General features: G+C 41.8%; 33 protein-coding genes. 28 read left to right on the top strand and 5 right to left on the bottom strand.

What is annotated here, in order from left to right; all coding sequences use genetic code 11:
• Positions 1 to 441, top strand: a 441-nt coding sequence (locus AC1DE7_RS08965; RefSeq protein WP_477534167.1) for a lysozyme inhibitor LprI family protein, incomplete at its 5' end; no start/stop codon positions are given.
• Between the two features lie 238 nt (positions 442 to 679).
• Here the strand turns inward: AC1DE7_RS08965 and AC1DE7_RS08960 are convergent.
• Positions 680 to 967, bottom strand: coding sequence for a hypothetical protein (locus AC1DE7_RS08960; protein WP_477534166.1), 288 nt, complete (start codon positions 965 to 967; stop codon positions 680 to 682).
• Positions 968 to 1,121: 154 nt separating this feature from the next.
• On the opposite strand from AC1DE7_RS08960, the gene AC1DE7_RS08955 reads away from it, so the two are divergent.
• The 16 genes from AC1DE7_RS08955 (at position 1,122) to AC1DE7_RS08880 (ending at position 11,101) form a co-directional block, all read left to right on the top strand.
• Positions 1,122 to 1,343: a helix-turn-helix domain-containing protein gene (locus AC1DE7_RS08955; protein WP_179086413.1), complete on the top strand. Its 222-nt coding sequence runs from the start codon at positions 1,122 to 1,124 to the stop codon at positions 1,341 to 1,343.
• 184 nt (positions 1,344 to 1,527) lie between these two features.
• Positions 1,528 to 1,929 carry a GNAT family N-acetyltransferase gene (locus AC1DE7_RS08950; protein WP_353882674.1) on the top strand — a complete coding sequence of 134 codons (402 nt, stop codon included), beginning with the start codon at positions 1,528 to 1,530 and terminating at the stop codon, positions 1,927 to 1,929.
• 103 nt (positions 1,930 to 2,032) lie between these two features.
• On the top strand, positions 2,033 to 2,236 hold the full coding sequence (locus AC1DE7_RS08945; protein ID WP_477534165.1) for a helix-turn-helix domain-containing protein: 204 nt from the start codon (positions 2,033 to 2,035) through the stop codon (positions 2,234 to 2,236).
• Positions 2,237 to 2,441: 205 nt separating this feature from the next.
• Positions 2,442 to 2,966, top strand: a complete 525-nt coding sequence (locus AC1DE7_RS08940) for a P-loop NTPase family protein (protein WP_477534164.1) — start codon at positions 2,442 to 2,444, stop codon at positions 2,964 to 2,966.
• A gap of 191 nt (positions 2,967 to 3,157) precedes the next feature.
• Positions 3,158 to 3,586 carry a hypothetical protein gene (locus AC1DE7_RS08935; RefSeq protein WP_477534163.1) on the top strand — a complete coding sequence of 143 codons (429 nt, stop codon included), beginning with the start codon at positions 3,158 to 3,160 and terminating at the stop codon, positions 3,584 to 3,586.
• A gap of 52 nt (positions 3,587 to 3,638) precedes the next feature.
• Positions 3,639 to 4,040, top strand: coding sequence for an NUDIX hydrolase (locus tag AC1DE7_RS08930; RefSeq protein ID WP_477534162.1), 402 nt, complete (start codon positions 3,639 to 3,641; stop codon positions 4,038 to 4,040).
• A 393-nt stretch (positions 4,041 to 4,433) separates the two neighbouring features.
• On the top strand, positions 4,434 to 4,961 hold the full coding sequence (locus AC1DE7_RS08925; protein WP_477534161.1) for a YfiT family bacillithiol transferase: 528 nt from the start codon (positions 4,434 to 4,436) through the stop codon (positions 4,959 to 4,961).
• Between the two features lie 188 nt (positions 4,962 to 5,149).
• A complete protein-coding gene (locus AC1DE7_RS08920; RefSeq protein WP_477534179.1) occupies positions 5,150 to 5,689 on the top strand; it encodes a helicase in 540 nt (179 codons plus the stop codon).
• A 57-nt stretch (positions 5,690 to 5,746) separates the two neighbouring features.
• Entirely contained in the window at positions 5,747 to 6,403 is a 657-nt protein-coding gene (locus AC1DE7_RS08915) for a DUF4367 domain-containing protein (protein WP_477534160.1), read from the top strand.
• A gap of 30 nt (positions 6,404 to 6,433) precedes the next feature.
• Entirely contained in the window at positions 6,434 to 6,916 is a 483-nt protein-coding gene (locus AC1DE7_RS08910) for a DinB family protein (RefSeq protein ID WP_477534159.1), read from the top strand.
• 54 nt (positions 6,917 to 6,970) lie between these two features.
• On the top strand, positions 6,971 to 7,489 hold the full coding sequence (locus tag AC1DE7_RS08905) for a phosphotransferase-like protein (protein ID WP_127546045.1): 519 nt from the start codon (positions 6,971 to 6,973) through the stop codon (positions 7,487 to 7,489).
• Between the two features lie 50 nt (positions 7,490 to 7,539).
• On the top strand, positions 7,540 to 7,995 hold the full coding sequence (locus tag AC1DE7_RS08900) for a DUF5662 family protein (protein ID WP_477534158.1): 456 nt from the start codon (positions 7,540 to 7,542) through the stop codon (positions 7,993 to 7,995).
• A gap of 134 nt (positions 7,996 to 8,129) precedes the next feature.
• Positions 8,130 to 8,837 carry an AAC(3) family N-acetyltransferase gene (locus tag AC1DE7_RS08895; RefSeq protein WP_477534157.1) on the top strand — a complete coding sequence of 236 codons (708 nt, stop codon included), beginning with the start codon at positions 8,130 to 8,132 and terminating at the stop codon, positions 8,835 to 8,837.
• A 131-nt stretch (positions 8,838 to 8,968) separates the two neighbouring features.
• Positions 8,969 to 9,448: a DinB family protein gene (locus AC1DE7_RS08890; RefSeq protein ID WP_127546051.1), complete on the top strand. Its 480-nt coding sequence runs from the start codon at positions 8,969 to 8,971 to the stop codon at positions 9,446 to 9,448.
• A gap of 87 nt (positions 9,449 to 9,535) precedes the next feature.
• Complete coding sequence (locus AC1DE7_RS08885; RefSeq protein ID WP_282321767.1) at positions 9,536 to 10,471, top strand: acetamidase/formamidase family protein; 936 nt, start codon at positions 9,536 to 9,538, stop codon at positions 10,469 to 10,471.
• Between the two features lie 48 nt (positions 10,472 to 10,519).
• Positions 10,520 to 11,101 carry an HAD-IA family hydrolase gene (locus AC1DE7_RS08880; RefSeq protein ID WP_477534156.1) on the top strand — a complete coding sequence of 194 codons (582 nt, stop codon included), beginning with the start codon at positions 10,520 to 10,522 and terminating at the stop codon, positions 11,099 to 11,101.
• Positions 11,102 to 11,207: 106 nt separating this feature from the next.
• On the opposite strand, the gene AC1DE7_RS08875 is transcribed toward AC1DE7_RS08880, so the two are convergent.
• The gene (locus AC1DE7_RS08875; protein ID WP_339184273.1) at positions 11,208 to 11,657 is read right to left on the bottom strand and encodes a DUF1569 domain-containing protein; all 450 of its coding nucleotides are present in this window, start codon (positions 11,655 to 11,657) and stop codon (positions 11,208 to 11,210) included.
• A 157-nt stretch (positions 11,658 to 11,814) separates the two neighbouring features.
• Here AC1DE7_RS08875 and AC1DE7_RS08870 point away from each other — a divergent pair, with 157 nt between their 5' ends.
• The 7 genes from AC1DE7_RS08870 to AC1DE7_RS08840 all read left to right on the top strand — a co-directional run bounded on the left by AC1DE7_RS08870 (position 11,815) and on the right by AC1DE7_RS08840 (position 16,423).
• Complete coding sequence (locus AC1DE7_RS08870) at positions 11,815 to 12,057, top strand: rRNA adenine N-6-methyltransferase family protein (protein ID WP_405159105.1); 243 nt, start codon at positions 11,815 to 11,817, stop codon at positions 12,055 to 12,057.
• Positions 12,058 to 12,168: 111 nt separating this feature from the next.
• Positions 12,169 to 12,996 (top strand): methyltransferase domain-containing protein, encoded by an 828-nt coding sequence (locus AC1DE7_RS08865; protein ID WP_477534155.1) that lies wholly within the window; start codon positions 12,169 to 12,171, stop codon positions 12,994 to 12,996.
• Positions 12,997 to 13,029: 33 nt separating this feature from the next.
• Complete coding sequence (locus tag AC1DE7_RS08860) at positions 13,030 to 13,962, top strand: hypothetical protein (RefSeq protein ID WP_405159107.1); 933 nt, start codon at positions 13,030 to 13,032, stop codon at positions 13,960 to 13,962.
• A 75-nt stretch (positions 13,963 to 14,037) separates the two neighbouring features.
• Positions 14,038 to 14,865: a phosphotransferase family protein gene (locus tag AC1DE7_RS08855; protein ID WP_477534154.1), complete on the top strand. Its 828-nt coding sequence runs from the start codon at positions 14,038 to 14,040 to the stop codon at positions 14,863 to 14,865.
• A 180-nt stretch (positions 14,866 to 15,045) separates the two neighbouring features.
• Positions 15,046 to 15,492, top strand: a complete 447-nt coding sequence (locus AC1DE7_RS08850) for a GNAT family N-acetyltransferase (protein ID WP_100528754.1) — start codon at positions 15,046 to 15,048, stop codon at positions 15,490 to 15,492.
• A gap of 45 nt (positions 15,493 to 15,537) precedes the next feature.
• Positions 15,538 to 15,861 (top strand): hypothetical protein, encoded by a 324-nt coding sequence (locus AC1DE7_RS08845; protein WP_100528755.1) that lies wholly within the window; start codon positions 15,538 to 15,540, stop codon positions 15,859 to 15,861.
• Positions 15,862 to 15,898: 37 nt separating this feature from the next.
• Positions 15,899 to 16,423 carry a GNAT family N-acetyltransferase gene (locus tag AC1DE7_RS08840; RefSeq protein ID WP_100528756.1) on the top strand — a complete coding sequence of 175 codons (525 nt, stop codon included), beginning with the start codon at positions 15,899 to 15,901 and terminating at the stop codon, positions 16,421 to 16,423.
• Positions 16,424 to 16,816: 393 nt separating this feature from the next.
• Here the strand turns inward: AC1DE7_RS08840 and AC1DE7_RS08835 are convergent, their stop codons facing one another.
• Genes AC1DE7_RS08835 through AC1DE7_RS08825 form a run of 3 tightly spaced genes read right to left on the bottom strand, consistent with a single transcriptional unit; the run spans position 16,817 to position 21,181 of the window.
• A complete protein-coding gene (locus tag AC1DE7_RS08835; protein WP_076326773.1) occupies positions 16,817 to 17,782 on the bottom strand; it encodes a sugar ABC transporter substrate-binding protein in 966 nt (321 codons plus the stop codon).
• A complete protein-coding gene (locus AC1DE7_RS08830) occupies positions 17,775 to 19,364 on the bottom strand; it encodes a response regulator (protein WP_477534178.1) in 1,590 nt (529 codons plus the stop codon). Before AC1DE7_RS08830 ends, AC1DE7_RS08835 begins: the two co-directional genes overlap by 8 nt.
• A 5-nt stretch (positions 19,365 to 19,369) precedes the next feature.
• Positions 19,370 to 21,181, bottom strand: coding sequence for a cache domain-containing sensor histidine kinase (locus AC1DE7_RS08825; RefSeq protein ID WP_477534153.1), 1,812 nt, complete (start codon positions 21,179 to 21,181; stop codon positions 19,370 to 19,372).
• Positions 21,182 to 21,424: 243 nt separating this feature from the next.
• Here AC1DE7_RS08825 and AC1DE7_RS08820 point away from each other — a divergent pair, with 243 nt between their 5' ends.
• The 4 genes from AC1DE7_RS08820 (at position 21,425) to yjfF (ending at position 26,056) form a co-directional block, all read left to right on the top strand.
• On the top strand, positions 21,425 to 22,447 hold the full coding sequence (locus AC1DE7_RS08820) for an ABC transporter substrate-binding protein (RefSeq protein ID WP_017689009.1): 1,023 nt from the start codon (positions 21,425 to 21,427) through the stop codon (positions 22,445 to 22,447).
• Between the two features lie 85 nt (positions 22,448 to 22,532).
• Positions 22,533 to 24,044, top strand: a complete 1,512-nt coding sequence (locus AC1DE7_RS08815) for a sugar ABC transporter ATP-binding protein (protein ID WP_477534152.1) — start codon at positions 22,533 to 22,535, stop codon at positions 24,042 to 24,044.
• Positions 24,045 to 24,048: 4 nt separating this feature from the next.
• On the top strand, positions 24,049 to 25,092 hold the full coding sequence (locus AC1DE7_RS08810) for an ABC transporter permease (protein WP_083657362.1): 1,044 nt from the start codon (positions 24,049 to 24,051) through the stop codon (positions 25,090 to 25,092).
• Positions 25,082 to 26,056: a galactofuranose ABC transporter, permease protein YjfF gene (gene yjfF / locus AC1DE7_RS08805; protein WP_074094671.1), complete on the top strand. Its 975-nt coding sequence runs from the start codon at positions 25,082 to 25,084 to the stop codon at positions 26,054 to 26,056. Before AC1DE7_RS08810 ends, yjfF begins: the two co-directional genes overlap by 11 nt.
• Positions 26,057 to 26,093: the final 37 nt, after the last annotated feature.

Below are 26,093 nucleotides of genomic sequence, written 5' to 3'. Positions count from 1 at the left end.
ATTGGGAACTATGAATTGAAAGGAGAATTTTATGATGAAATGCTTCGAAATCCTATAGATCATGATTATGAAGTGGAATTTGATGAGGCTCAAAATTCAAAAGAGATTATTACAACAATGGGATGGGGGGCGTTGGAAAGCAAATATACAGAGATTTGGGATAAAGAGTTGAATCAAATATATAAAAAACTTCTTTCTAAGTTGGATAGAGAACCAAGAGAAGCACTAATCGAATCGCAGAAAGAATGGTTACAGTATCACTTAAAGGAAACAAAATTTGTAGAGAAGACATTTATTAATAATGGTTACCTTGGAACACAAGGATCGGTAAGCCTAGGCATGGTTCTACGGGAGAGAATTAGGGAAAGAACAATGCAATTATTCGAATATCGATATTTGCTAGATGGTGAAGTTGAGTTTTTATACCAAAGTAAAAAATAGAGTTGTAATCTGGATCAAAGGTTTTAGGTGATGCTTCGAAGCAGTAACGGCATATAACAATGTATTCAAGCTGCGGGGATACCACGCCTTGGTTGTAAGGTGTATAATAATGGAAGAAAATTCAGAAAACACGACATAGCCTAAGATAAGAGCTATCCAAGGCTGGGTATTTTCGTGAACGTGCAGGACGTTATACGACAGAATCAAAAACAATAGAAAAAGAGGGTCATATAACCCTCTAAATACTAGAATTCTGCAATTCACTAAATAGTTGTAGGGCATCTTTGAAACCTTGTATGTAGATACTTCTTTCTAGGATGGATTGGAGTGAGATTTGTGCGTCTTCATAAAGAAAAACTGTATGTTGAAGTTGATCGGGCAAAGCATCACGAAGTGTTTTAAAGTATTGATCTGTCTCCGCAGAAAGTTGATTGTATTCCGTATGACATTTCAGAAGCTCAGTATAGAGTAATTCTAAACGTATTCTTATAAGCGGTTCTGTTAATGATTCTACAGTATTAATCATATTTAGTTCCTCCTTGTAATTAACTTTATAAAGTTATTATATGACCTCTTAGAGTTAATTATAAGGTGAATATTTGACTTTGTAGAGTTAAAACTTCGCTTTCTGTTGATGATTGCTAATATGAAAGATAAGATAGAATTACGGAGGGGAAAAGATGAACATAATCAAGTGTAATATACGAGAACTCATGGCAGAACATCGAATAGATGATATAACAGAATTGATGGCAAAATCGGGCTTAAGCCGGAATTCGATCAATAAACTCTATAGGGAAACAAATATAGAAACAACAAAGCTGGAAACCTTATTCAAGCTATGCGATACATTTAATTGTAAATTATCTGATTTGATTGAATACGTACCAGGAGAAAAATAAATCGTGAAGGTCGATTTGAGAAGTGATTCATCCTATAACATAATATTCAAGCATTGCTCCTTCGGAGCCTGGGGCTGCGGATGGATTTCGTGAAGAGTTTCAGCAAACATCCCCTTCGGGGTTCATGAATATAGAAACGTTATCCAGTACTCCCAATCAAAACAACAAGTATAGGAGCAATATTATGACAATTATTTTCAAAGAAATAAAAGACATTGATACACAGGCAATTCAAGAACTGTTTCATTCGGTGGACTGGAAATCAGGAGATTTCCCAGAAGATCTTAGACAAGCAATAAATAACTCGCATACGGTTATTACTGCATGGGATGATACCAAATTAGTTGGTTTAATAAATGCATTGTCTGACGGAGTGATGACAGTATATTTTCATTACATGTTAGTACACAAAGAATATCAATCTTTAGGAATTGGAAAGATAATGATGGAACAAATGCTTAGTCGTTATTCTAATATCAAAACAAAAGTGCTTATATCTTATGATAGTGCAGAAAAATTCTATGGATTATTTGGATTTAAGCCAGAAGAAGGAACTAAAGCCATGTTTATTTCAGATATGGTATAGCATTGAAGTAAAGATTCCGATCAGATGAGAATTGATTATAGATGGATTTGTTTTTGAGAAGGTCGCTATATAAAGCTTCAATTCGGATATGAAGGGATACCAGATGATAAGTTATAAACCATTTCAAAAATTATTGATTGACAGGGGAATTAAGAAGCAGGATTTATTGAAAATGACGGGGATTTCATCGGCAACGATGGCAAAACTTAATATGAATGAGTATGTATCGTTAGAAGTAATCAATAAATTATGTACGGCATTGGGATGCCAGCCTGGAGATCTATTAGAGCATATAGCAGATCAATGATGGGATGAGAACATCGGCTGGTTAATCAAAGATGAGATTCTGTCGTATAACATTATATTCAAGCAGCGGCTCCTAACGGAGCCTTGGTCTGTTGGATGGATTTCGAAGTTGATATTATGGTAGACGCCTCCGAGTTTGTTGAACTGCATGAAAACAGGAAGGTGATTAGAAATCACTGCAATAAATTAAAGAGGAGAAGCTAATTATGTCTAGACCTTCAAGAATTCATATTATTGGTTCAACTGGTAGCGGAAAAACATATCTTGGTCAAGTTTTATCAGAGAAGTTAAATATAAAATTTTACGAACTAGATACAGTCATGTGGAGCAGTAAAGTGGAATTTTCAGGAAAGAATCCTCCAGACGTGAGAGATAAATTACTACATAAAATAATTGATAATGATAGTTGGATTGTAGAGGGAGTATATTATAAATGGCTTTCTGATAGCTTTTCAAGAGCAGATGTAATTTATTACCTAGATACTAATGTGTTGATTCGACATTTTAGAATTATCATGAGATTTGTTAAACAAAGAATAGGCTCCGAAAGATCTATATACAAGCAAACATTAAGAGGACTAATTGAAATGCTTATCTGGAATCATAAATTTAATAGTACAAATCGGAAAGAGATCTGTAGTTTCTTGTCCCCTTATAAAGACAAAGTGATAATCTTAAAAACTAACAGGAAAATGATTAGTCTCCTCAATGAAGGCAGTGAAATCACATAACTCCGCATTCACACATCGGGATATACGTCCCTCTGTCAGCACAAGTTTTGGCAGAGGATCAGGAGGTAATATAATAATTAAACGGTGGACATCGATCCTTGGGCCGCATAAGCAGTACACCCAGCACACGCTGGGTCTTAAATACAGAAAAGTTTTGTCAAATTGACGAAACTATTTAACGAGGGTGAACAATGAAGATAATAAGAGATAGGGAAGAACTTAAAGGAACTGGTTATATTGAAGTTTTACCCGGGAAGTACCTTGGGCAATGTTGGAATGAGAACTCAATTTACTTTGATGAAGAAGTATTCGGCTATATAGAGAAATCAATAGAAAATATATTTTCTGGATATGATCATTATGCATTTAACGAGATACATTGGAAAACGTGGGAGGTGATCCTCGAGGATTTGAAAACGTTTGCTAATCTCCTTGATGAGAAAGTAACAATGGAATTAATAAATGAACATGTATATTTCTTCTTCGGCAATTCTAAAGATGAGTTTCAACAAGATTTTCTCAATAGTGTTCAGAGACTTCGTGAATTAATCATAGAGTTTGTTGTATGGATTAAAAAGCAATTAACAACTCAAGATTATGTTTCAGTTCTAGGCATTTAGCTATTCCATTCGAGGAAGAGTGGTTATTTAAACCAACATAGGAGGAATAAGCATGAAATTTATCGTTTCTGCTAGTGTAATCGTTCTCAATGAACATAATGAGATTTTGCTCATGAAAGGTCGAAGAGGTTGGGAAATGCCTCAAGGTTGTGTTGAAGAAGGAGAGACTATAAGGGAGGCAGCAGTTCGAGAAGTGAAAGAGGAAACAGGGATTGACATTGAATTAATTAAATTTTGTGGATTGTATCAGAACATAACGCGAGGCGTATGCAACAATATATTTACTGGAAAACCGATTGGTGGAGCTTTAACTACCAGTGATGAAAGTGAAGAGGTGGGCTACTTTACTTTAGAAGAAGCTGGGCAAATGATAACATGGGGAAATTTCTATGACAGAATTCATAATGCATTAGATGAGAAAAGCCATCCATTTTTGATAGAATTTTCAGAATAAGGTCACTCATTAGATAAAGACAAATTAACGCATCGGATTTGCTCCCTCGGTCCGAAGACGAGATCTCAATAAATTAACTCTTACGACACTCCACAAGCTTTGCATTATGGTAGACTCCACCTTAAAGTCGCTCCTCTCTTGGTTGGTGATGTTCTAGACAACACCATTCGACCCAAGATAGGGGCGATTTTTATATGTTTGTACCTTTGTAACTCAGGTTTAATTGCGGTAGTTTTCTAATCAAAATACAGATATGAGAGTAGTTTAATATAAGGAGCAGCCCGAGAACAAAGGTTGCTTCTTTTTTTGCTTTTACACTTCGCAAATGGAACATTGTGGGTTATATTGGATATGATTTGGTTCTATAGTAGAGAAATGGAGAGGTGGCCAATCTTGGATGAAAAAATACGCTTTCCGATAGGACACTTTGAGCCAAGTCTTAAATTCTCTAATGAGGATCGAATCCACATCATAGGTCAAATTTCCGGAATTACGAAGACCTTAAGAGAGATTACACAACATCTCAATGATGATCAACTTTGTACTCCTTATCGTGATGGCGGTTGGACGATCACACAGATTGTGCACCACCTTGCGGACAATGACATGAACGCTTATATCAGATTTAAGAGAGCCTTGACTGAAGATGAACCGATGGCAAGCTCATATCGAGAGGATTTATGGGCATCATTACTTGATTACAGGAATACGCCCATTGAAGATTCAATTTTGCTGATGGAGATACTACACAAGCGATTTCTCACGCTGTTGTATAGTTTACATCCCGATCAGTTTAGACGAACACTCCGAACAGAAGTGTTAGGTACAATTACATTGGATATCGCGATTCAAAGATTTGTATGGCACGGGCAGCATCATATTGCTCAAATTAAATCTTGTATAACATCACAGAGGTGGTAGGGTCTTATATACATCTCATGTGTGGAGGTAACATAATGGGAAGTTGTGAATTGAATTCCTAATGAGGAGCCTTAGTCTGCAGCTATCGATTACCTAGGATTAGTATGTAAACGGATTCAGAAATAGGTGAGTGACTGCATTTGATAGATAAAGTCAAATAGAAGTGAATCTAGATTAGGGGGATACGGATATTGATTGAAGATGAAAAAGTATACCCTGACTGTTCAGTTGAAATAAGAGCGGTAGACGTTGGCGGTTTAACAAAGCCAGAGCTTATTCAGAAACTGGACCAACACTCTATTTTATTGAATAAATATGGAGAACAGTTGTTATATGATGAGAGATTTATAGTTTCCAGTACAAAGCAAAGCTTGCAAACGGTTGAGTTGACCGTCAGACAACTTGGTTTTTCGGATGGTGCTACGACCTTTCAGCTCTTTCGAAGAGCAAATGATCTTGGGTTGGAATGTTGTCCGGTTGAGTTAGGACCTTATCTAAGAATGCAATATTTGGATCAGCCCGAGATATGTTCTACCAATATTTCAGAGGGTAACAAAGCTCCGTCCGGCTCCATTACGATAGCATCTGCAGCCCTTACGGAGGATAATGAATTTCCAAAAGGTTTTTATCTCAGACGAATAAACGACAAGTTATGGTTACGAGGATATCTTGCCGACCATTTGCATATTTGGAGTCCTCATGATCGTTTTATCTTCTGCAGGGCTTAACTTTCTTTTGTATGAAGATCAGAAAGGTATTTTTGAAAAGAAAGGAGTGAAAAACCAATGGATATCAAAAACAAAAGCGGAGATGTGCTTGGAAAAATTCAAATTGAATCCTTACGCAATGATCATGCGATTGACCGAATCGTCTTTGACTTAAAGCCTGGTGACGGGAAGGCGATTTACACCGCAGATGTTATAGAGAATCAATTCACGCAACAGACCAATTATGCACCCATTCCATGGGAAGACGGTTTGGAACAATTGCAGAAACATTATTCTCCATGGCAGCCGAAATTTCCGATTGATTCTGATATAGATGCCATTCATGTATTTTATGGATTTGATAATTTAACTCCGCAAGAAATCGATGAAATGATTGAAGAAAGTAACAGGTCAGGCAGAAATGTAGTGATTCGAGACTTGAAGCCCAATAAGAAGGTTGTGGGCATCAGCATCACGTATCAAGAATACGGTGGTTATAAACTTAATATTTTCGGGACAACAAAGAGCCGGATCGCATTGCCTGATCATGATGGTACTAAGGTTAAACAAGCAGCCGTACGTGGTCTACAAGCATTTTATATTTTCAATAACGAAACTTCCCAATTGGTATGGATCGAAGAGGACGTGCATGGGAAGGCGCTGCAATACGAGATCATTGGCGGAAACATGTCAGAAGATCTTGTGATGAAGATCGCGAAGTCAATGAACGGATAAATTTTATATTAATCTGAGTGAGGTGCAGCGATGAGTTACAAAGCTATTCTCATAGACCAATTAAACGCCTGTTATCATGACAAGAGCTGGTTTATTCCGCTTCATGATATTTTGACAGACCTCAATGCGGCGGAGGCCGCTTTTGTAAAGAATAAGGGAGAGCATTCCATTTGGGCGATCGTCAATCATCTTATTTTCTGGAATGAGAAGTGGCTTGAGAGATATATTGCCGAACAGGTCAACGGGCAGAATTCAGTGAATAATGAGGATACATTCGAGATAGATCCGTCTAACCTGAATGATGTGGAGTGGGGCAAGACATTACATAGACTAAAAACCGTCTTTGGTGATTGGAACAGGGCACTTGAAGATAGCGAAGAACATAAATTGACCCGTGAAATCCCTTCCTATTTCAACGCGCCATGGTGGGGAGTTGTATCAAATCTATGTATTCATAATGCCTATCATATTGGCCAGATCATGCTGCTCAAAAAATCAATGAAACACACGTAGGACACGCTGTATTACGTTTATAAAATTATACTTAAGCAAAGGAAGATGAACATCATGGAAAAAGGCAAAATTATATTTTTGAACGGTGTAACCAGCTCTGGTAAAACTTCAATTGTCGAGGCGATGCAATCATACGATGATCCGTTTTTCTATGTTGTGGCTAATGATTTATTTGAAAATACGATTGGTGATAAACATCTTCAGACGGATTACTGGAAGTATCTGAGTGAAGCGATTGTAATGATGTATCATACGGCAAAAGTATTTTCAGACCATGGAAAGCATGTTCTGATTGATGGCATTCTTGTGGAAAGACCGGAGCTCGCGCCGCATTATGAACAAGTCAAACAGATTTTTGAAGGGTATCCACTGGATATCGTTGAGTTATATTGCCCCCTCGACATCTGCCGTCAGCGGAACATCGAACGTGGGGATCGAAGAGAAGAGCAATCGGATGAGCAACATCAAATCATGGCTTCCGACATTCAGTATAGCTACTCGGTGGATACGAGTCTGCATACACCTGAGGAATGTGCCGAGATGATTATAAATACGCTGTTTAAAAGTGAATAGGGGTTCACTGTATGAATTGAAGAGAATGTAAAAAGAAGCTGGGGGTGTGGATGACATTGCTTTCTGCATACTGGAGGTACTTTTTATATGTAACTGAACATAAATTGAATGTTTTAATCGAGTGCTGGCATGAAGGTTTATATGTACAAGGGCTGCTTCATAATTTATCCAAGTTTTGTCCTCAAGAATTTATCCCTTATGCAATCAAGTTTTATGCGGGCCGTAAAGATGAAGATACAGAACTAAGATGGAAGAACGCATGGTTACATCAGAATCATAATAAACATCATTGGGAGTATTGGATTGTAAACAGAACTACAAAAGAAGCTTTGCCTATGCCGAAAAAATATTTTATAGAAATGGTATGTGACTGGAGATCTTTTTCAAGAAAATGGGGCCGCAGAGTCAAAGATTCCAATTTGGCAGAACGTATGATGAACTCGGAAGATGTTATTCTGCATCCAATGACGAGAGAAGCGCTTATGCAGTACTTATTAGAGAGGTGAATAATGATGATCCAAAATGATATGCGGTTTTTGGAATTGGCCATAGGAGAGCGGGCTGCCGTAAAACGAAAAATGCTGAAAGAATGGAATGTTAGACTGGGAATTATCAATACAGCATGGGATGAAAAGTTCATATGATAACAGCTGGAATTACAAAAAGTACGCTCATTAATGATTTAAGAGGCTTAGGTGTTAAGAAGGGCATGACGATAATCGTTCATTCCTCCTTCAAAGCAATAGGTAAGGTTATAGGTGGCCCGGTAAGTGTTATTTTAGCTCTGGAAGAAGCCGTTGGAACCAATGGAACCATTGTCATGCCCACTCAAACAGAACATCTTTGTGAACCTTCAGAGCATGACGCGAACCTGTCTTCAGAGGAAATTGAGTTCATCAAAGACAACATGCCTATTTATTATCCTGATTTAACACCAACCTCGTATATGGGTATCATTCCTGAGGTGTTTCGGAGGCAAGATGGTGTGTTTCGAAGCTCACATCCGCACATGTCTTTCGCTGCCTGGGGGAAAGAGGCCAAACGGATAATGGAAGATCACAACTTGCATTATGCATTAAATGAGAAATCTCCGTTAGGAAAAATCTATGATTTGAGTGGATACATTCTGTTACTTGGTGCACCTACAAATAGTAACACCTCCTTGCACCTGGCCGGATATAAACAGCAGAATTCATTTGTTAAGCCAAAAGTCTGGGGAGTAAAAATACTGGTGGATGGAATTGAGCAATGGACTACATACGATGATATTAACAATGAATCAGATGATTTTGAATTGATTTTAATGAGTTTAAGATCCAGACTAACGCTGTTACCGAAGGAATGGTAGGGGAATCTGTGAGTTATCTGATACCCCAAAGAGAGATGATTGATTATGCTTTGGGATGGATGAATCGTAATCGAAGAGAACATATCGAGCAGTGAATCATTTCAAAAAAGATAGAAGGGGGAAATGTAATCATGACTAAAGAGATTGAACATTTGCTTCAAACTTTTGAAGAATGGGCGTTGTTTGTCAAGACGATGAATCATCTTGAAGAGAAGACCTGGAATTCCAGCATGGAAGAAGGGAAATGGACGATAAAATCCATCGTCAGCCACATGATGTTATGGGATAGATATTTTTACAAAGAAGCGATTGAGAAGATTGCTCTGAAGCAGACAGTTACGTTGAAACAAATGGATTTTGAAGAGTTTAATCGCAAAGCTATTGAGTACGGGAACCGCACAGAGACGTCCGAAATCGTAAATAAGGCTATCACGTACCGCCATAAAATTATGAATGACATTCGAGGGTTATCGGAGGAACAGCTTCATCAGACGTATTTGGACGCAGAGGGGAACGTATTTTATATTCCCCAATACCTTAAAGATTTTATATGGCATGACCAGCATCATATGGAACCGTTGAAGAAATATCTTGCCAACCTTGAAGCGTAAAGGATTTAGCAGGCAGGGGGTGACACGGAACACAGCATGTTGCTTGCTTTGAATATAATATGTATCCCAAACCAGGGAGGGATTGTAGTGAGTAGTCATACGATTGAATTAACTCAGGAAAATCTGATCGGTTCATTTACCAATGAGGTAACCCCCATTTTGAGCGTGAAATCTGGTGATTCCATTCGTTTTCAGACGCTAGATGCGGGCTGGGGCATGGGTGTGAGTTATGCGGAACGCATGAAACCTGTTGATCGTCAAGGTGAAAAAGATGGAGGTCATGCCTTAATCGGTCCGATCTATATCGATGAGGCGAAGCAAGGACAGACGTTGGAGATTGTTTTTAATGAGATCGTACCCGGAAGTTACGGGTTTACTTCCGCCGGCGGATATCCGAACTGGCAGAACCAGAAGTTACATCTAACAGAGGTTGAAGAACTGTCGCTGAACTGGACACTTGATCGCCGAACGATGAGTGGAAGCTGTGAAATAAAAGGAAAGTCCTTCACTGTATCTCTCTCGCCGTTTATGGGTGTAGTGGGCATGCCGCCAGAGTCAGGTGGAATTCATACGACTTGGCCGCCTCGCTATTGTGGAGGGAACATCGACTGCAAGGAACTGGTGCAGGGAAGTAAATTATATTTACCTATCCCCGTAGACGGGGGTTATCTCGCGATTGGTGATGGTCATGCACGGCAGGGAGACGGTGAAGTCAGCTGTCAGGCCATTGAATGTCCGATGAAAGTGGTGGATGTCACGCTTAATGTGATTGATGATATGATTTTGACCAATCCTCGTGCACATACGCCATCCGGCTGGATTACCTTCGGTTTTCATGAAGATCTGAATGAGGCTACGGTTGAAGCATTAGATGGGATGCTCAATCTGATGGGTGAGTTGTACGGACTAGAACGAGTGGAAGCGATTGCACTTGGAAGCGCGGTAATTGACCTGCGTATCACCCAAATTGTGAATGGCGTTAAGGGTGTACATGCTGTCCTTCCGCATGACGCTTTTAAGTGATTTAAGGACTGTTATACGTCGTATTAGTTGAACTCGGGGGTCGATAAAATGAAAGGCAGACCACAGATCGTTTTAGATATCGCAGGGGTTTTGTTAAGTAATATGTCGTTGACGTGCTGGAAAGATATGAGTGAGGAAACCAACCTATCGGCAGAATCTTTGAAAGTACATTTTGCAGGAATCAAACGAAAGCTCTGGACAGGAATGATGAGGGAAGAAGAGTTCTGGCAATCGTTGAAGGAGATGTATCCTGAATTATCAATAAGCCGAGCGAAGGACATCTTATACAATTCAATTGTTCCCTTACCAGCTGCTCAATACCTTGAGCGATGGAGTGAGTTCGCAGATATCCATCTACTCAGCAATCATTGTAAGGAATGGATTGAGCCGAAACTGAGCTGTTTAAGCTCATTTACCAAAAGTGTAACCATCTCTAATCAAGTGGGTTTATGCAAACCTGAGATTGAGATATACCAACGGGTCAAAACCCTCCTGGCAGCTGGAGAAGAGGTTCTATTTATAGATGATCAAGAGAAAAATTTACATTCTGCTAAGCTACTTGGTTGGAGGACTTTACTGGCTGACGAAGAAGGAGATTGGGTTAATGAAGTTGAGTCATTGCTAATTTAGAATGTAATCCAGAAACCAATAAGTTCCGGATATTACATGCTGAACTCGTCAGTCAATGAAAGGAATAATAGAACAGCATGCATAACTGGCACACCGTGCATAACCGCTAAACTCCAAATTGCTTTAGATGATGATCTAAATGCTTGTATATGCCTTTACCCCATTGCTCGGCTGTTAATTTTCCGAAGAAGGGATGGGGGTGGCGGGAGAATTTTTCTGAAGCACCTTGTTGAAAGATATTAATCTGCTGCTCAAGCTTTTCTTTTTCTGCCATAAACTGTCGTTGGTCATCAATAATGATTGTCGGGATCGTAGACATATTATGGGGCAAGGGCTTGTCATTATAAAACATTGGTTTTGCGAACCGTCCTATAAGTCTCCCAAGTAATCCTCTAGGTGGAAAAGCATTTCCTAAGGGGATATCATGAAATGCTGAACAGTGAGCCAGCATTTGAGAGACCTGCATCGTGCCCCATTCAGGGATGGATTTTTCACTAAGTTGAGCCATGCGCTCTGTAATTTCAGCAGCATTGATCGTATCAAATATACTTTTCACAAGAACACCTCAGTCCTCTAGGATATAAAATTTGAACTTAAACTATCATCATTCTCTTATTGAAAGGTTTATCCTCTTACTATCAAGAATAATAAGATATGGTAACTTTAGTCAATGTATTATAGGAAAACCACAATTGAAATCGGAGGATGCGAACTTGGAAAATAAGGAAACGTTTAATCTCGTAGCAGATGAATATGAACGATATAGACCCGTCTATCCGAGTGAAATGTTTGATGATATTTTTACATATCTGAATCTTAATAAAGAGGATTCCATTCTTGAGATTGGCTGCGGAACGGGGCAGGCCACTGGCGGATTGGTGAGCAAGGATTATAGAAACATCACGTGTATTGAATTAGGCAGCAACTTGGCTGGAGCGAATCAAACATTCCATTGATGCTGCAGGTGGAACGATAGAGAAACAACATAAGGTTGCTCTTTTTCTAGGGAAGAAAAAGGTCTAAAAATATATGTTTTTATTATTCTATTTAAGAACAGGAGAGAATATATGAGTGATCCGCGTTCAACATACAGTATCCAAACGGCAGTGTTAAGTTTACAAGAGGAATTAGAGAGGTTAAAGATGCAGGCGGTAATGGGGTGGTCCAAAGAATTTCGAAATCTAGAGTGGTATGGTTTGAAAAATGGAATGCGTGTATTGGAGGTCGGAAGCGGACCAGGTTACATTACAGAGCAACTATTGAACAGTCTGCCGGACAGCGAGCTTACCTCTCTTGAGATTGATCGTTCACTGCAAGCACAAGCCAAAGAACGGCTGAAAGATATTCCTTCCACGCGATTACAATTTGTAGAGTCTTCCATCTACCAGATGGATCTGCCTGATGATTCTTTTGATTTTGTCGTGGCAAGACTGATCTTTCTTCACTTGAACAATCCAAACGAAGCTGCACAAGAGATATATCGTGTACTGAAGCCTGGCGGCCGTCTTGCCATTATTGATGTGGATGACGGCGTTTTTGGAGCAGTGAATCCTGATGTACCTGCTTTGCATACGGTATTAATGAAAATTTCGGACTATGTAGCACAACACGGTGGTAATCGCTTAATTGGCAGAAGTCTGCCGCGTCTCCTTTCTGAGAGCGGATACATCGATGTTGACATTGATTCTGTCCTTCAACATAGTGATCTGTTAGGCATAGAAGGGTTTAAGCACCAGTTTAATCTTAATCGTTTTGTACATTTTGCTGAAAAAGGTGTGATCAGTTCGGAGGAATTTGCTCAGCTGCAACACGCATCTGAAGCGATAAATCATTCGCCGGAAGCCTATGCCATGATGAATTTCATTACAGCTTGCGGGACGAAGCCATTGACATAGCTGGGTTGAAACTAATAGGGACGGAGGATGGGGATGAATATCGTTCAATCTTTTCAGGAATTAGTAGTTCGAGGGGATCATCAGGGTATGATTGAGTTACTGAAAAACTTCGAACAATCCAGGGAATTGTCTGTCCATGAACAAGGCTGGGTCTACTGGAATGTTTCAGATGGTTATGCCTTATTAAGAGAGCCGGAACCGCTTTATGCCAATCACCGGGAATTCTTCAAATGGGGGAAAGAAAATCTCGCCTCGGAGCAGTTACACTGGATCGTTTCGGATTCAACACAAGCGTTGTCGTTATCTCTGGGGAACTACTTTGATGATTGGATGGATTGGTACCAATATGCTTGCAAGTATGCCCCGAAGTTGGATACCAACCGAGGTGCTCGATTCGAGAGTCATCGGGCTTTAGGTGGTTCGCTTTGGGTTTTGGAGAGATACAGTGAAATGGACAGTGTGCTTGAAAATATGAACCAGCTTATACAAGAAGATGAGACATGGTCCAATATTCTTTTTGCCCGAATTACATACAACAAACAGCGTCTGGCCTATCTGCATCATGTTGGGGAGGTTAGAGAAGTAAATCTGCTTCTGGATGAAACGCTGAATTTGATAAACAAGATCGACTGGTCAGCATTAGATCAAATAAAAAATCAGGAAGTTGTAGGTAGCTGGAGACAATTGAATTCATCCAGTAACTCACAGAGAGATGTTCACATCGCGATGAACAATCTGGCATGTATTTTGACAGATATTGAAAAGGTAGAGGAAAGTGTGGGGTTATTCAGACGGCTACAGGACAATGGATATGCTTTGAATGGGTATGCTTTTTCTAAATATGTCTGTTCGGTCTGGAAGTCAGAGGGGGTTGAAGCTGTTAGGGAAGTGTTAGGTGCCAATAAATCTTTTAAAATCGCTGAACTGATTAAACATAGCCCTATGCTTTCAGAGATCGAAGATTAGGTTTGAGGTTGTCTAAATGAGGACTGAACTTCAAGGACTAAGAAAGAAGGAATGCATGAAGTGAACCATGACATCTTGTTAAACAGATTTCCGAATGTGAACATTGTTAAACTAACAGGTGGTTATACCAATACGACCCTTTTACTTGAGGGAACTGATCCGCAGATGATTGCTAAAATCTATCATGTAGAAAATACAGATGCAAGGACAGAAATAAGCGCGCTAAGGTTGTTAAATCATTCTGGCGTGACTCCGCGAGTGCATGATTGCTTTGAAAAAGAAAACTGGCTGTTTGTTATGATGGATTATGTTCCAGGAATAAACGCACAGAGGCTGCTGGATCAAGATGGACGTGACCAAGGCAGGAAAATTTATGAGCAACTTGGTATATATCTCGCCAGAGACGTGCACACAATCAAACGAGGTGACTGCGAAGCAGAGCTGCCAGTCATAACGAAGTCCGCTAATGATGTGGAGAAACTTGAGTTTGTACCCTCCGGAATCAAAAGCATGGTAAAAGAAGTGTTGGACATTTCCGATCATGGGGAGCAAACTCTGATTCACGGAGATTACGGACCACATAATGTCATCTTATCCAACGATTCAATGTTCATTTTGGACTGGGAGTGGGCAGGATGGGGCAATCCGTTGTTTGATATCGCATGGGTGGTCTGGTTTGTGCATCTTCATTACCCTCACATGGCAAAGGATCTGTCAGAAGTCTTCTTAAATGCATATACAGAACGTACAAATATTGATGTAACAAATGATCTAATTCGGGCATATTCCACATCCAAAGTAATACAGATCATGAACCGAATCAAGAATGCTCATCCAGATGTACATAGGGAATGGCTCCGCAGATTAGAATGGACACTGCAAGCGAGCTTTAACAAGTCTTAATCGTGAAATTTCGTTGAAACGCTGAAATATACGTGAGAGGAGTGATGTGATATGAGAAACAATACAAATCTGAGTAGAAGAAATGAAGTTGCAAGAGGTGTTTTTGTCTAGCGCAGAGGACCCAGGGAAGGGTATCGAGGGATTCCTCTGTGTAATTTTCACTAGGAGGAATTTCAAACTATGATTCATTTAAAACGTGTGTCGGTGGATAATTGGTATGCTTGCACCCAACTGGATGTAACTGAAGAGCAGAGAAAAAGTTTTCCCGCGCCAGTTGTATATTGGATTGCTGAATCCAAGGTCGTGACCGATTTTCGACCCATGGCCATCTATTATGATTCGGATCTGGTTGGTTTTGCTGTGTACTCAGATAAGCCCGATCATGAGGATAACTACTGGCTTCTTGCTCTAATGATAGATACAAAATATCAGGGCAGAGGTTATGGAAGAGAAGCGCTTAGGAAGTTGATTGATCTAATGAAAGAATCGCTGAATTGCAAACGCATCATGATTGGACACAGGCCGGAAAATGGTATCGCCGGAAATCTGTATGAATCATTTGGTTTTCACAGCGTAAGTGAAGGGCTGATTGATGGCGAAGTCGTTCGGCTTCTAAGATGCAAGTAGTGCCAAAACACACGCGATTTGGATTGTAAAGGAGGTAGCTTGTCTTTGAAGCATATACACATTATTTTCTCATTACTCTTTATCATGCTGGGAATTGTGATTATTACAATCTCGAAAATGATTGAAGAGGTGATTCCTAAGCTAGGGTATGCAGCATTCCAGTCAGCAGCAGCTGGCAGCTATACTCCGAGTGATTATCAAGTGAATTTTGTACTGAATTATTGGATAGGCGCGATATGCATTTTGGGTGGAGTTATCTGTTTAATTAGTACAATGAATGTTGTCAGAAACTACATTCATGAAATGAATATAAGAAACAGAGCGTTTGATGAAACTCATAATTATGACGACACAAGAGAACTGAAATAGGTTATGATATGACATAAAAAAGAAAGGGCGGATATACATGATTACATTCCAATACTTTGAACCGGAAGATTTTGATCAACTGATCGAATGGAGTGGGGATGAAGCATTTTTGCTCCAGTGGGCCGGCCCTCAGTTCCAATATCCACTTTCCAGAGAGCAACTATCGGATTATTTGCAGGGTGCCAATGATAAGAACACTTCAAATAAGTTCATTTATAAAGTGATGGATGAATCAACTCAGGAGATTGTGGGTCATATTGCTCTTGGCGGTATCGATCGATATAATCGTTCAGGGCGTATCGGTAAGGTGCTACTTGGCGAGCCGTATCAGGGTAAAGGTTATGGGAAGCAAATGATCGATGAGGCACTTCGAATTGGATTTGAAGAGGAGAAGTTGCACCGGATCAGTCTGGGCGTATTTGATTTTAATGTCTCAGCCATCCGATGTTATGAAAAAGCGGGCTTTGTACAAGAGGGACTTATTCGTGATGCGAGAAGATATGAAGATACATTCTGGAATCTAATCGAAATGAGCATATTAGAAAATGAATGGAAAAAATAGCTTATCAAAAGCGATCATCATACTTGAGAGGAGGTTCTCCCACTCGTCATGCTGAGCATACTGAAAAAGCTGACTTTTTGGTTTGTTATTTTCTCGCTAACCGTATGTTTCATTAATCTATCAGGAAATGATGATAAGAATATTCTGATTTACCTAACGAATCCTATAAATCCGTTGCTGAATGACTGGTTGACCAAGATAAATACAAATCCAGAGACGAACTCATTGTTCAGGCCGTTAATATACTTGTTCCATTTGATGTTTTGGGGCGGAGTGGGGTTCATCCTGGATCGGATTATTATGAAGCTAAACCGTAAAGGGTAGAAATAACTACGTGTACGAAAATTAAAAGGGGATGTCCGCCTGTCATCAGAATGACAGGCGGACATCCCCTTAATTGCTTTCTTTCTGATTTATTTCAATGATCCCCGTATCAATAAATTCCTTCACAGGCACACTGTCGCTAGCGAGTAACAGGGTCTCCATCATTTTGGCACCCCAGACTCCTTCATTCTGCGAAATAACGGCAGACAATTGACCGTTGAGCAACCCGTTTTCACTAGTCGGGCTATCACCGAACGCGATTAAATGCCGGTTAAGGCCTTTTGCTTTCCAGATCAGGGTAGAGGCAGAGACAGAAACAAAATCGAGCCCGATAATTGCATTGAAGTGAGGGTGAGCCTGAATCATGTTCTCCATATCGGACATGGCTTGATCTTCATTCCCTTGATGATAACGAACTTCCAAGATTTCGATGTCTGTTTCACTGCGGATATAATCAATGAATCCATTAAGCCGCTGCTGCAAACCTTGCATCTCCTCCAAACCATTCTCGACAAGAATCATGCCTTGATTATGCAGAAGTCTTGTAGTCGTCATCGCGAACTGCTGGCCAGTGCGATAGTTATCGGCGCCCACATAAGCGATTCGATGACTGGATGGGACATCCGACTCAAATGTAATGACAGGAATACCCGCAGCTTGGGCTGCATCAATAACGGGTGTAAGTGCAGCAGCATCCACGGGAGATATAGCTATCCCGTCCACATGCTGTTTGATCATATTCTCCATGATACGGATCTGTTGTTCGGTATTGGCTTCATCAGGTGCGTTTACAATTAATGTAATATTGTGTTTCCCTGCATACTCCGTTGCATCCTTCGTGATCATCTCATAGGTTGGATACGTCATTGGATAAATAATACCGAAAGTTTTGCTCGCTGCAGATTTCTCTACAGGTGAAGTCGCAGGAAGTATTGCAGCCATCTGCTGTGGGCGAATGTGTGCCGAACCGGATGAAACGATCATCGGGAACAGAAGGCTTAGTGTAAGTAAAAGTGCAAATCTGGCTTTATTCATACATTGACTCTTTTCTCATATCTGATGGTCTGGCCTGCGATTCCTCGGTTCCTTGAGTTCGGTATTCTCTTGGCGTAAAACCGGTTGTTTTCTTGAATATATTAGAAAAATAGTGAGAGTCATTGTAACCAACTTTGTAAGCAATTTCAAAGGTTTTGTTGTTGGTTGTTTTCAGCAGCTCCTTGGCTTTGCCGATTCGAATCTGGGTTAGATACTCCGTTATCGTTTGACCAGTTTCCTGACTGAAAATCTTGCTTAGATGACTTGGACTGATTCTGACGTGTGCAGAAATCATCTTCAACGAGACCTGTTCGTTATTGTATTCACGGGATACATAGGCTTTCACCTGATCAATGACATCACTGTATTTTCCAGAGCACGCTGCTCTTCTCTGCCATAACAGGTTAAGCAGGGAACACAGATATTGGGTACAATCCTCCCAGCACGTAATCTTCCGAATCGTCTGTTGCAGGGAAGTAATGTTCTCATCCGAATGGTCACTCATGCGGAACAACTGATTCGCGAGCCGAAACGACTCCAGCGTAAGATCATTCAACAGATAGAAGCCATACGAGGAGGACTTCCAGTCGAAGGACTGTAATGGAGTGGCAAACTCTTGCACAAAATGGTCACGCAGATTGGGGCTGCCGATTTTGAGAAATTCAAGAAACGAATTCCTGTCGAGAAAAAGAGTCGTTTGCTCATCCAGGTTAATGTCATGTAGAGAAGCTCTGTTCTGAAGGGTGAGTCGATTAATATATTTATCCTCCTCCGCTTCCAGATACGAGACATGAATTCCTTGCAGCCGCTCCTGTTGACTGCCAATGCCCAGAATAATATTACATTTGAACGTATGCTCAAGTTCCATACGAACCCGCCCGCGAAGCTGCTCCAGATATACGGATATGCTGTCATCGGAGTGATACTTGAGCAGAAGCACCAACTCGGTCCGGCTTCGAATATAAGGAAGAAGTTCGACGTGGGGATCACGAGTTTCCTCCAGTATGGGAAGCAGCTTCTTCATCAGGGATTCCGGGTCCCGGGAGTCATCTGTTAATCGAACGTCGATAATGACAATTGTATAGTACCGGGCCGAGAGTGGAAGTGAGAGTTGTTTGGCTGATTCAATCGCATCGGTTGTACCGATGAGTCCTCCGCACAGATCGGCCAGCAGTTTTTCTTTGGTGATCGTTCGGTTTGTCATGCGTTGATGTTCTTCATCCATTTGTTTGCTGACCTTATGAAGCATTTGGATTAGCTCTGCTGCGCTAATGGGCTTTAGACAGTACTCGGTCACACCAAGTCGGATAGCCTCCTGGGCATAGCTGAATTCATCATGACCGCTCATGATAATGATTTTGATATCAGGTTGTTGAGTGCGAACGATGGAGGTCAGTTCCAATCCGTTCATAAATGGCATTTTGATATCCGTAATCAGAATATCCGGAGCCCATTCATGAATTAAAGGTAACGCAAGCTCGCCGTCGGGTGCATCCCCACAATAGTGAAAACCTTCCTTTTCCCAATCGATGCAGCTCCGTATATTCTCCCGAATTCCAATTTCGTCATCCACGATCATCACCTTTTTCAACGGTTAACCTCCTTGCTTTTGGGGATACGAATCATAAATGTGCTGCCTTCCATATAGGTACTTTCCATTTCAACGCCATAAGCTGGTCCGAAATAGAGTCGAATCCGGTGATGTACATTGAGCAGACCAAATCCGCCTTCCTGCTCGTCATCTTGGGGTGAACGGGAACCGGCCGGCTTCTCCAGCTCTTCACGTAATTGTGCCAATCGATCCGCAGACATGCCAATTCCGTTGTCTTGAACGGTGAGAATGATGCTATTGTCCTCTACATATCCGTGTATGGATATTAGCCCTTGACCGCGTTTGTTCTTGATCCCATGGTAGAGCGCGTTTTCAATCAGGGGCTGCAGCGTCATTTTTAAAATGGGATAATCCTGAAGCTCACGATCAACGCTGATCTCGTAGGTGAGAATATCGTGGTACCTCATCTGTTGAATGACCAAGTAACTCCGCGCATGTTCAAGCTCGGTTTGAATGGATACCCAGTCGAATCCTTTGTTCAGACTCAAACGAAAGAACTTCGAGAGGGCTTGCACAAGTTTGATTACATTTTCTTTTTTCTCTGCTTCAGCCATCCATAGAATAGATTCCAACGTGTTATACAGGAAATGAGGGTTGATCTGAGCTTGCAGCGTACGTAGTTCAGCTATTTTCACCTGTTCATTCTCTCGAATGCTCTTTTCGATTAGTGTTTTGAGATTATCCAGCATCACATTGAAACTTTTGCCCAGATCAGCAATTTCGTCCGAGCCGTGTGGTGTGACTTTGGCTTCCAAGTAACCGTTTGCAGCTTTACGCATCTTGTTCATCAGAATTCGGATGGGAAGAATCAGTCGGTTATTCAGGAAAAAATATAACGATATCGCAAAGAAAGCACTTAACAAAACCGTAATGATGATCAATTGGCGAATGCTATTGGCCTCTGCAATGATTTCCTGATAAGGAGCTACCCCGATCATTTTCCATCCGGTCTGTTTTGAGGTGCTGTATACAACAAACTGGGGCTTGGATCCTGCAGACAGGATAAAGCTGTCGTGCTGTAGATGTAAAGGGACCGATCGGATCTGATCCATCATGGTTATGGATGCAGGGGTGACATCTGGCCTAAAGAGTGTATTTCCGTATTGATCACTAATATAGAAAAAACCGGAATCCTTAATGGGGGTATTCGTCAAAAAATCATCAATGAATGAATCATTCAAATCAATCACTATGAACCCGATGACCTCATGCGTAATTCGCTCTTTGACCGTGGTTATAATTGAAAGCGCATTCTGTTTAGGGTAAGCAAACCCATCCAGCCTGTTATATTCGGCATAGGCTGCAGAATGAGGGATGCGCAGAATGGCATCCGGATACTGTATCAGATACTTGAAGTACGGGTTACGCAGCGGATTTCGTTCCAGCTTGAACACGCCTTTTCGTTCACTTATGCCTTTTCCATAGAAATTCACGAATGAGATATTAAGTACCTTGTCATACTTGTAGGTTTCCCGATAAAGATTGTATGTCTGAAGGATGGCTTTGGCTTCCGGGTAGGACTCCGATTGAGAATACAAGTATTGAAGCACTTGCGGGTTCTTGCCCAGTTCGAGTAGCCGTTCCGTATCCTCAAACAAGATGTCAATGTTCCTAGCAAGCTGGTCGGCAACCAGCTGTGTCGAGGCCTTGTTATGATTGGATACGACCGTATAGGATTTGTGGTAAGAAATCAATCCAACCACGATCAGTGGTACTGAACTGAGGATGATAAACATGCTGAGTAATTTAAGCCTGAGGCTTGAAGCAATCCATTGAATGAGTTTCAACGTTTTCCACTCCATCTGAAGGGATCAAAAATGTATCATTAGTATAACATGATTTTCTAATATGTAAGAGAATCGCTAAATACTACACAATTAAACAAAGAAATTACACTTTTTAAACTTCATTCTTTGAAATTACTAAATTATTACATAAATAAAGTATGAGACTCCATATAAGCTTGGAATGAAAGCGTTCTATAATGTGGTCACACCACAAGGTGAAACGAAAAAAGGGAGGATCACAACATGCGAACCAAAAAAAAGTGGGGACTTGCCATAACATTGGCTATGGTGATGCTGGTCAGCACGGCATGTAGCAGTACCAATGGAGGAGCAGGCTCCGATAATGAAACTTCAACGAGTGGGAATGGCAGTACACCTGCCAGCGCCAAAACAATTACGCTTGGTTTTTCGCAGGTTGGTGCGGAGAGTGGCTGGCGTTCGGCGAATACCAAGTCGATTCAGGATTCAGCCAAAGAAGCGGGTTATGATTTGAAATTCTCCGATGCGCAGCAGAAGCAGGAAAATCAAATTAAAGCTTTGCGATCCTTCATACAACAGAAGGTGACGGTGATTGCTTTTTCCCCTGTTGTAGAATCCGGTTGGGATACCGTATTGAAGGAAGCGAAGGATGCAGGAATTCCCGTGATTTTGACGGACCGTGCTGTGGATTCGCCGGATAAAACCCTCTACAAAACCTTTATTGGTTCCGACTTTGTAGAAGAAGGACGCAAAGCAGGTCAGTGGCTTAGTGACCAATACAAAGACACACAAGATGAAATCAACATTGTTGAGCTGCAGGGTACAACAGGCTCCGCACCAGCGAATGACCGTCAAGAGGGCTTTATGGAATTGATTGCTTCCAATTCGAAGCTTAAAGTGATTGCTTCACAATCGGGTGACTTTACACGTGCCAAAGGCAAAGAAGTCATGCAAGCTTTCCTTAAAGCACATAAAAAAATAGATGTTCTCTATGCACATAATGACGATATGGCACTTGGGGCAATCCAGGCCATTGAAGCGGCAGGATTGAAACCAGGCGTAGATATTACCATTATCTCTGTGGATGCCGTGAAGGATGGTATGCAGGCTGCTGCTGATGGCAAAATCAACTTTATCGTTGAATGTAATCCGTTGTTAGGACCTCAATTAATGGAAGCGGTTCAATCGGTAGTGGACGGGAAAGACATCGAACCCCGAATCGTTACGGATGAGACGACCTTCACATCGGAGCAAGCCAAAGAAGCATTGCCAACACGTGAATATTAAAAGCAGATTCGTATAACACCGAAAAGTCATTTTTCGACCAGGCTGTCGCTAAATGACTTTTTTCCATAACAAAGGAGAGGGTTATATGGCCGAGCAAGCACCCATTTTGCAAATGACAGGCATCACCAAACAATTTCCCGGGGTTAAAGCGCTATCCAGCGTCAGCTTTCGCTTGTTTCCGGGCGAGATTCATGCCTTGATGGGTGAGAATGGAGCGGGGAAGTCGACGCTTATTAAAGTTCTGACTGGCGTTTATTCCATTGATGAAGGAACGGTAACCATGGATAACCGGCATCTTTCGATCTCCGGTCCGCTTGAAGCGCAAAAGGCGGGAATCAGTACCGTTTATCAAGAGGTCAATCTTTGTCCGAACTTAACGGTCGCTGAGAATATTTTCATCGGGCGGGAGCCGATGCGATTTGGCAAAATCAATTGGAAGCAAATGAACAAAGATGCGGAGAACATTCTGCGAGACAGATTACATCTGTCCATCGACGTTAAGGCTCCTTTACAGACCTACTCGGTCGCGATGCAACAACTGATTGCAATTGCAAGAGCACTCAGCATCTCGGCAAAAGTGCTCATATTGGATGAACCCACATCCAGTCTGGACAAAAACGAGGTTCAGCAACTGTTTCGTATTATGCACAAATTAAAGAGTGAAGGTCTCGCAATTCTTTTTGTTACTCATTTTCTTGATCAGGTTTACGAAATGTCGGATCGTCTAACGGTGCTCCGTAACGGGGAATTGGAAGGAGAGTACATAGCCGCAGAACTTCCACGCATGGAACTTGTGCTCAAGATGATCGGCAAGGAACTCGAGGTGCTTGAGGAGCTTCCGAAGGAAGCGGATGCTGCCCAGGCGGAGTCGGGAGAACTGTTAATTACCGCTAAGGCACTTGGACGCAAAGGAGCAATTGAGCCATTTGATCTGGACATTCACAAGGGAGAAGTCGTTGGCTTGGCTGGATTATTGGGGTCTGGTCGTACTGAGATTGCTCGCCTTTTCTTTGGTGCAGATCGTTCAGATGTAGGCAAGCTGCTCGTTGTAGATACAGGAAGTACGGTCAAGTCTCCGCGTCATGCAATTGATCAGAATATTGCTTTTTGCTCCGAGAACCGTAAAACCGAAGGCATAATCGATGATTTGACCATTCGGGAGAACATTATTCTGGCTTTACAAGCGACACGAGGCTGGTCCAAACCCATCTCACGCAAGAAACAGGATGAGATCGCCGAAAAGTACATCAACCTGTTAAATATCCATCCGAAAAACCCGGAGCATTTAATTAAAAATCTGAGCGGCGGTAATCAGCAAAAGGTGTTGCTTGCACGGTGGTTGCTGATGAACCCCGATCTGTTGATTCTCGATGAACCTACGCGTGGAATTGATATCGGTGCAAAGACTGAGATACAGAAGCTGGTGCTCTCTCTGTCGAAGCAGGGAATGGCCGTGCTGTTCATTTCGTCCGAGCTGGAAGAAGTGATTCGTGTCAGCCACCGGATTGCCGTAATCCGGGACCGCAAAAAAGTGCAAGAACTTAGCGGGGATCAGATCCATCAACAGCAAATCATGAAAGCAATGGCAGGAGGTTAAAGAGATGGCGGGCAAGATGCGTAAACATCATTTGTTTTGGCCGTTATGTATGCTTGGTTTACTTTTAATCTTTAATTTGCTGTACTCTCCGGATTTCTTCTCCCTCGTCATGCGTGAAGGGAATCTGTATGGCAGCTTGATTGATATTCTCAATTTTGGAGCGCCCTTAATTCTGGTATCGATCGGCATGACACTGGTGATTGCAACCGGAGGTATCGATTTGTCCGTGGGCTCTATTGTAGCGATCTCCGGTGCCGTGGCTTGTATGAGCATCAGCAGAGGAGTGGATCAGAGTTCGCTCTGGCTTGTGTTGGGTGCACTTGGATTATCTATAGGTCTCTCACTGATCTTGGGCATATGGAACGGGGCGCTGGTTTCGGTTGCCCGAATCCAGCCCATCATTGCAACGCTTATACTGATGGTAGCCGGACGTGGGATTGCGCAATTGATTACGAGTGGACAGATTATTACTGTATCCAACGCGAACTACGCCTATATCGGGGCAGGTTCGCTTGCAGCATTGCCTTTTTCCATCTTCATCGTATTAACTGTGCTGCTAGTTGCCTCATTGTTGACGAGAAAAACGGCACTGGGACTGTTTATCGAATCGGTTGGAAGTAACGCAAACGCGAGCCAACTGGCAGGCATTCGTTCAAAAACGGTTATTCTTACGGTATATGTCTTCTGTGGTCTGTGTGCCGGCATTGCCGGGCTTATTCTCAGCTCGAATGTATCCAGTGCGGATGGCAATAACGCAGGTCTGTGGTATGAACTTGATGCCATTCTTGCTGTAGTCATCGGGGGTACTTCGCTCAATGGTGGTCGTTTCTATCTAATGGGTACCGTCGTTGGAGCACTCATTATCCAAACCTTAACAACGACGATCTATATGATTGGAGTCCCGCCAGAAGTTACGCTGGTTGTCAAAGCCTTTGTTGTACTGGCCGTTTGTTTGATTCAATCCGATTCATTCCGCAATTCCATGGTGATCCGTTGGAAAAAACGGAAGTTTCCAGCCGAACAGGGGGTTAACCGCCATGTTTCTTAATCGTAAGTATCTCCCGGTCTTTGTCACCTTCGGTTTGCTGGCCGTGATGTTTGCCATAGGCTCTTTCCGGTATACGGGGTTCTTTTCCACACAGGTACTGCTTAATCTTCTCATTGATAACGCATTTCTGATTATCACGGCAATTGGCATGACTTTTGTGATTGTATCGGGAGGAATCGACCTGTCGGTAGGATCTGTCATTGCGCTGACGACCATCATTAGCGCAAGTCTGGTCGAGAAGCAAGGATGGTCGCCTGCGATCGTTATACCTATGGTGCTTGTCATGGGTGCGTTGTTTGGCACAGTCATGGGGGCTATCATCCACTATTTTAAAATTCAGCCCTTCATCGTGACACTGGCAGGCATGTTTTTGGCGCGGGGGCTGTGTTATGTCATCAGTCTCGACACCATTACCATTACGAATCCATTTTACACACAGGTTGCGCAGGCGAAAATTTCTCTGCCAGGGGGCAGCTTTGTCTCCATTAATGTGATTATTGCACTGGTTATTGTACTGCTCGCGATCTTCCTGGCACATTACACCCGGTTTGGACGCAACGTTTACGCCATCGGCGGAAGCGAGCAATCCGCGTTGCTCATGGGGCTGCCGGTTGCACGTACCAAAATCCTGGTATACACGTTCAGCGGTTTGTGCTCCGCGCTTGCCGGTGTTGTCTTTACCTTCTATATGTTATCCGGTTATGGATTACACGCCATGGGTCTTGAACTCGATACCATTGCCGCTGTTGTAATAGGAGGCACCTTGTTAACAGGTGGTGTAGGGTATGTGGCGGGAACCTTTATTGGTGTATTGATCCAGGGGGCTATCCAAACTATAATTAGCTTCGAAGGTACGCTCAGCTCATGGTGGACCAAGATTGTGATTGGCCTGATGCTGTTTGTTTTTATTTTGTTCCAGCGACTTCTTAGCGGGCGGCGAGTATCCTCGAAATCACTGCATTAAGTTGATCGAATTAAATGATATGACAATGAGATGGGGG

The sequence above is a fragment of the Paenibacillus sp. 10L310 genome, from assembly GCF_056395745.1.
This window is presented reverse-complemented; position numbering and strand designations above follow the sequence as displayed.

Bases quoted from the DNA above. Each gene is read 5' to 3' on its own strand.
- AC1DE7_RS08905 (WP_127546045.1), top strand. From the start codon at position 6,971: ATGGAAAAAGGCAAAATTATATTTTTGAACGGTGTAACCAGCTCTGGT.
- AC1DE7_RS08890 (WP_127546051.1), top strand. From the start codon at position 8,969: ATGACTAAAGAGATTGAACATTTGCTTCAAACTTTTGAAGAATGGGCG.
- AC1DE7_RS08895 (WP_477534157.1), top strand. From the start codon at position 8,130: ATGATAACAGCTGGAATTACAAAAAGTACGCTCATTAATGATTTAAGA.
- AC1DE7_RS08930 (WP_477534162.1), top strand. From the start codon at position 3,639: ATGAAATTTATCGTTTCTGCTAGTGTAATCGTTCTCAATGAACATAAT.
- AC1DE7_RS08815 (WP_477534152.1), top strand. From the start codon at position 22,533: ATGGCCGAGCAAGCACCCATTTTGCAAATGACAGGCATCACCAAACAA.
- AC1DE7_RS08880 (WP_477534156.1), top strand. From the start codon at position 10,520: ATGAAAGGCAGACCACAGATCGTTTTAGATATCGCAGGGGTTTTGTTA.
- AC1DE7_RS08860 (WP_405159107.1), top strand. From the start codon at position 13,030: ATGAATATCGTTCAATCTTTTCAGGAATTAGTAGTTCGAGGGGATCAT.
- AC1DE7_RS08915 (WP_477534160.1), top strand. From the start codon at position 5,747: ATGGATATCAAAAACAAAAGCGGAGATGTGCTTGGAAAAATTCAAATT.
- AC1DE7_RS08900 (WP_477534158.1), top strand. From the start codon at position 7,540: ATGACATTGCTTTCTGCATACTGGAGGTACTTTTTATATGTAACTGAA.
- AC1DE7_RS08910 (WP_477534159.1), top strand. From the start codon at position 6,434: ATGAGTTACAAAGCTATTCTCATAGACCAATTAAACGCCTGTTATCAT.
- AC1DE7_RS08865 (WP_477534155.1), top strand. From the start codon at position 12,169: ATGAGTGATCCGCGTTCAACATACAGTATCCAAACGGCAGTGTTAAGT.
- AC1DE7_RS08960 (WP_477534166.1), bottom strand. From the start codon at position 967: ATGATTAATACTGTAGAATCATTAACAGAACCGCTTATAAGAATACGT.
- AC1DE7_RS08820 (WP_017689009.1), top strand. From the start codon at position 21,425: ATGCGAACCAAAAAAAAGTGGGGACTTGCCATAACATTGGCTATGGTG.
- AC1DE7_RS08935 (WP_477534163.1), top strand. From the start codon at position 3,158: ATGAAGATAATAAGAGATAGGGAAGAACTTAAAGGAACTGGTTATATT.
- AC1DE7_RS08940 (WP_477534164.1), top strand. From the start codon at position 2,442: ATGTCTAGACCTTCAAGAATTCATATTATTGGTTCAACTGGTAGCGGA.
- AC1DE7_RS08945 (WP_477534165.1), top strand. From the start codon at position 2,033: ATGATAAGTTATAAACCATTTCAAAAATTATTGATTGACAGGGGAATT.
- AC1DE7_RS08950 (WP_353882674.1), top strand. From the start codon at position 1,528: ATGACAATTATTTTCAAAGAAATAAAAGACATTGATACACAGGCAATT.
- yjfF (WP_074094671.1), top strand. From the start codon at position 25,082: ATGTTTCTTAATCGTAAGTATCTCCCGGTCTTTGTCACCTTCGGTTTG.
- AC1DE7_RS08850 (WP_100528754.1), top strand. From the start codon at position 15,046: ATGATTCATTTAAAACGTGTGTCGGTGGATAATTGGTATGCTTGCACC.
- AC1DE7_RS08955 (WP_179086413.1), top strand. From the start codon at position 1,122: ATGAACATAATCAAGTGTAATATACGAGAACTCATGGCAGAACATCGA.
- AC1DE7_RS08810 (WP_083657362.1), top strand. From the start codon at position 24,049: ATGGCGGGCAAGATGCGTAAACATCATTTGTTTTGGCCGTTATGTATG.
- AC1DE7_RS08840 (WP_100528756.1), top strand. From the start codon at position 15,899: ATGATTACATTCCAATACTTTGAACCGGAAGATTTTGATCAACTGATC.
- AC1DE7_RS08835 (WP_076326773.1), bottom strand. From the start codon at position 17,782: ATGAATAAAGCCAGATTTGCACTTTTACTTACACTAAGCCTTCTGTTC.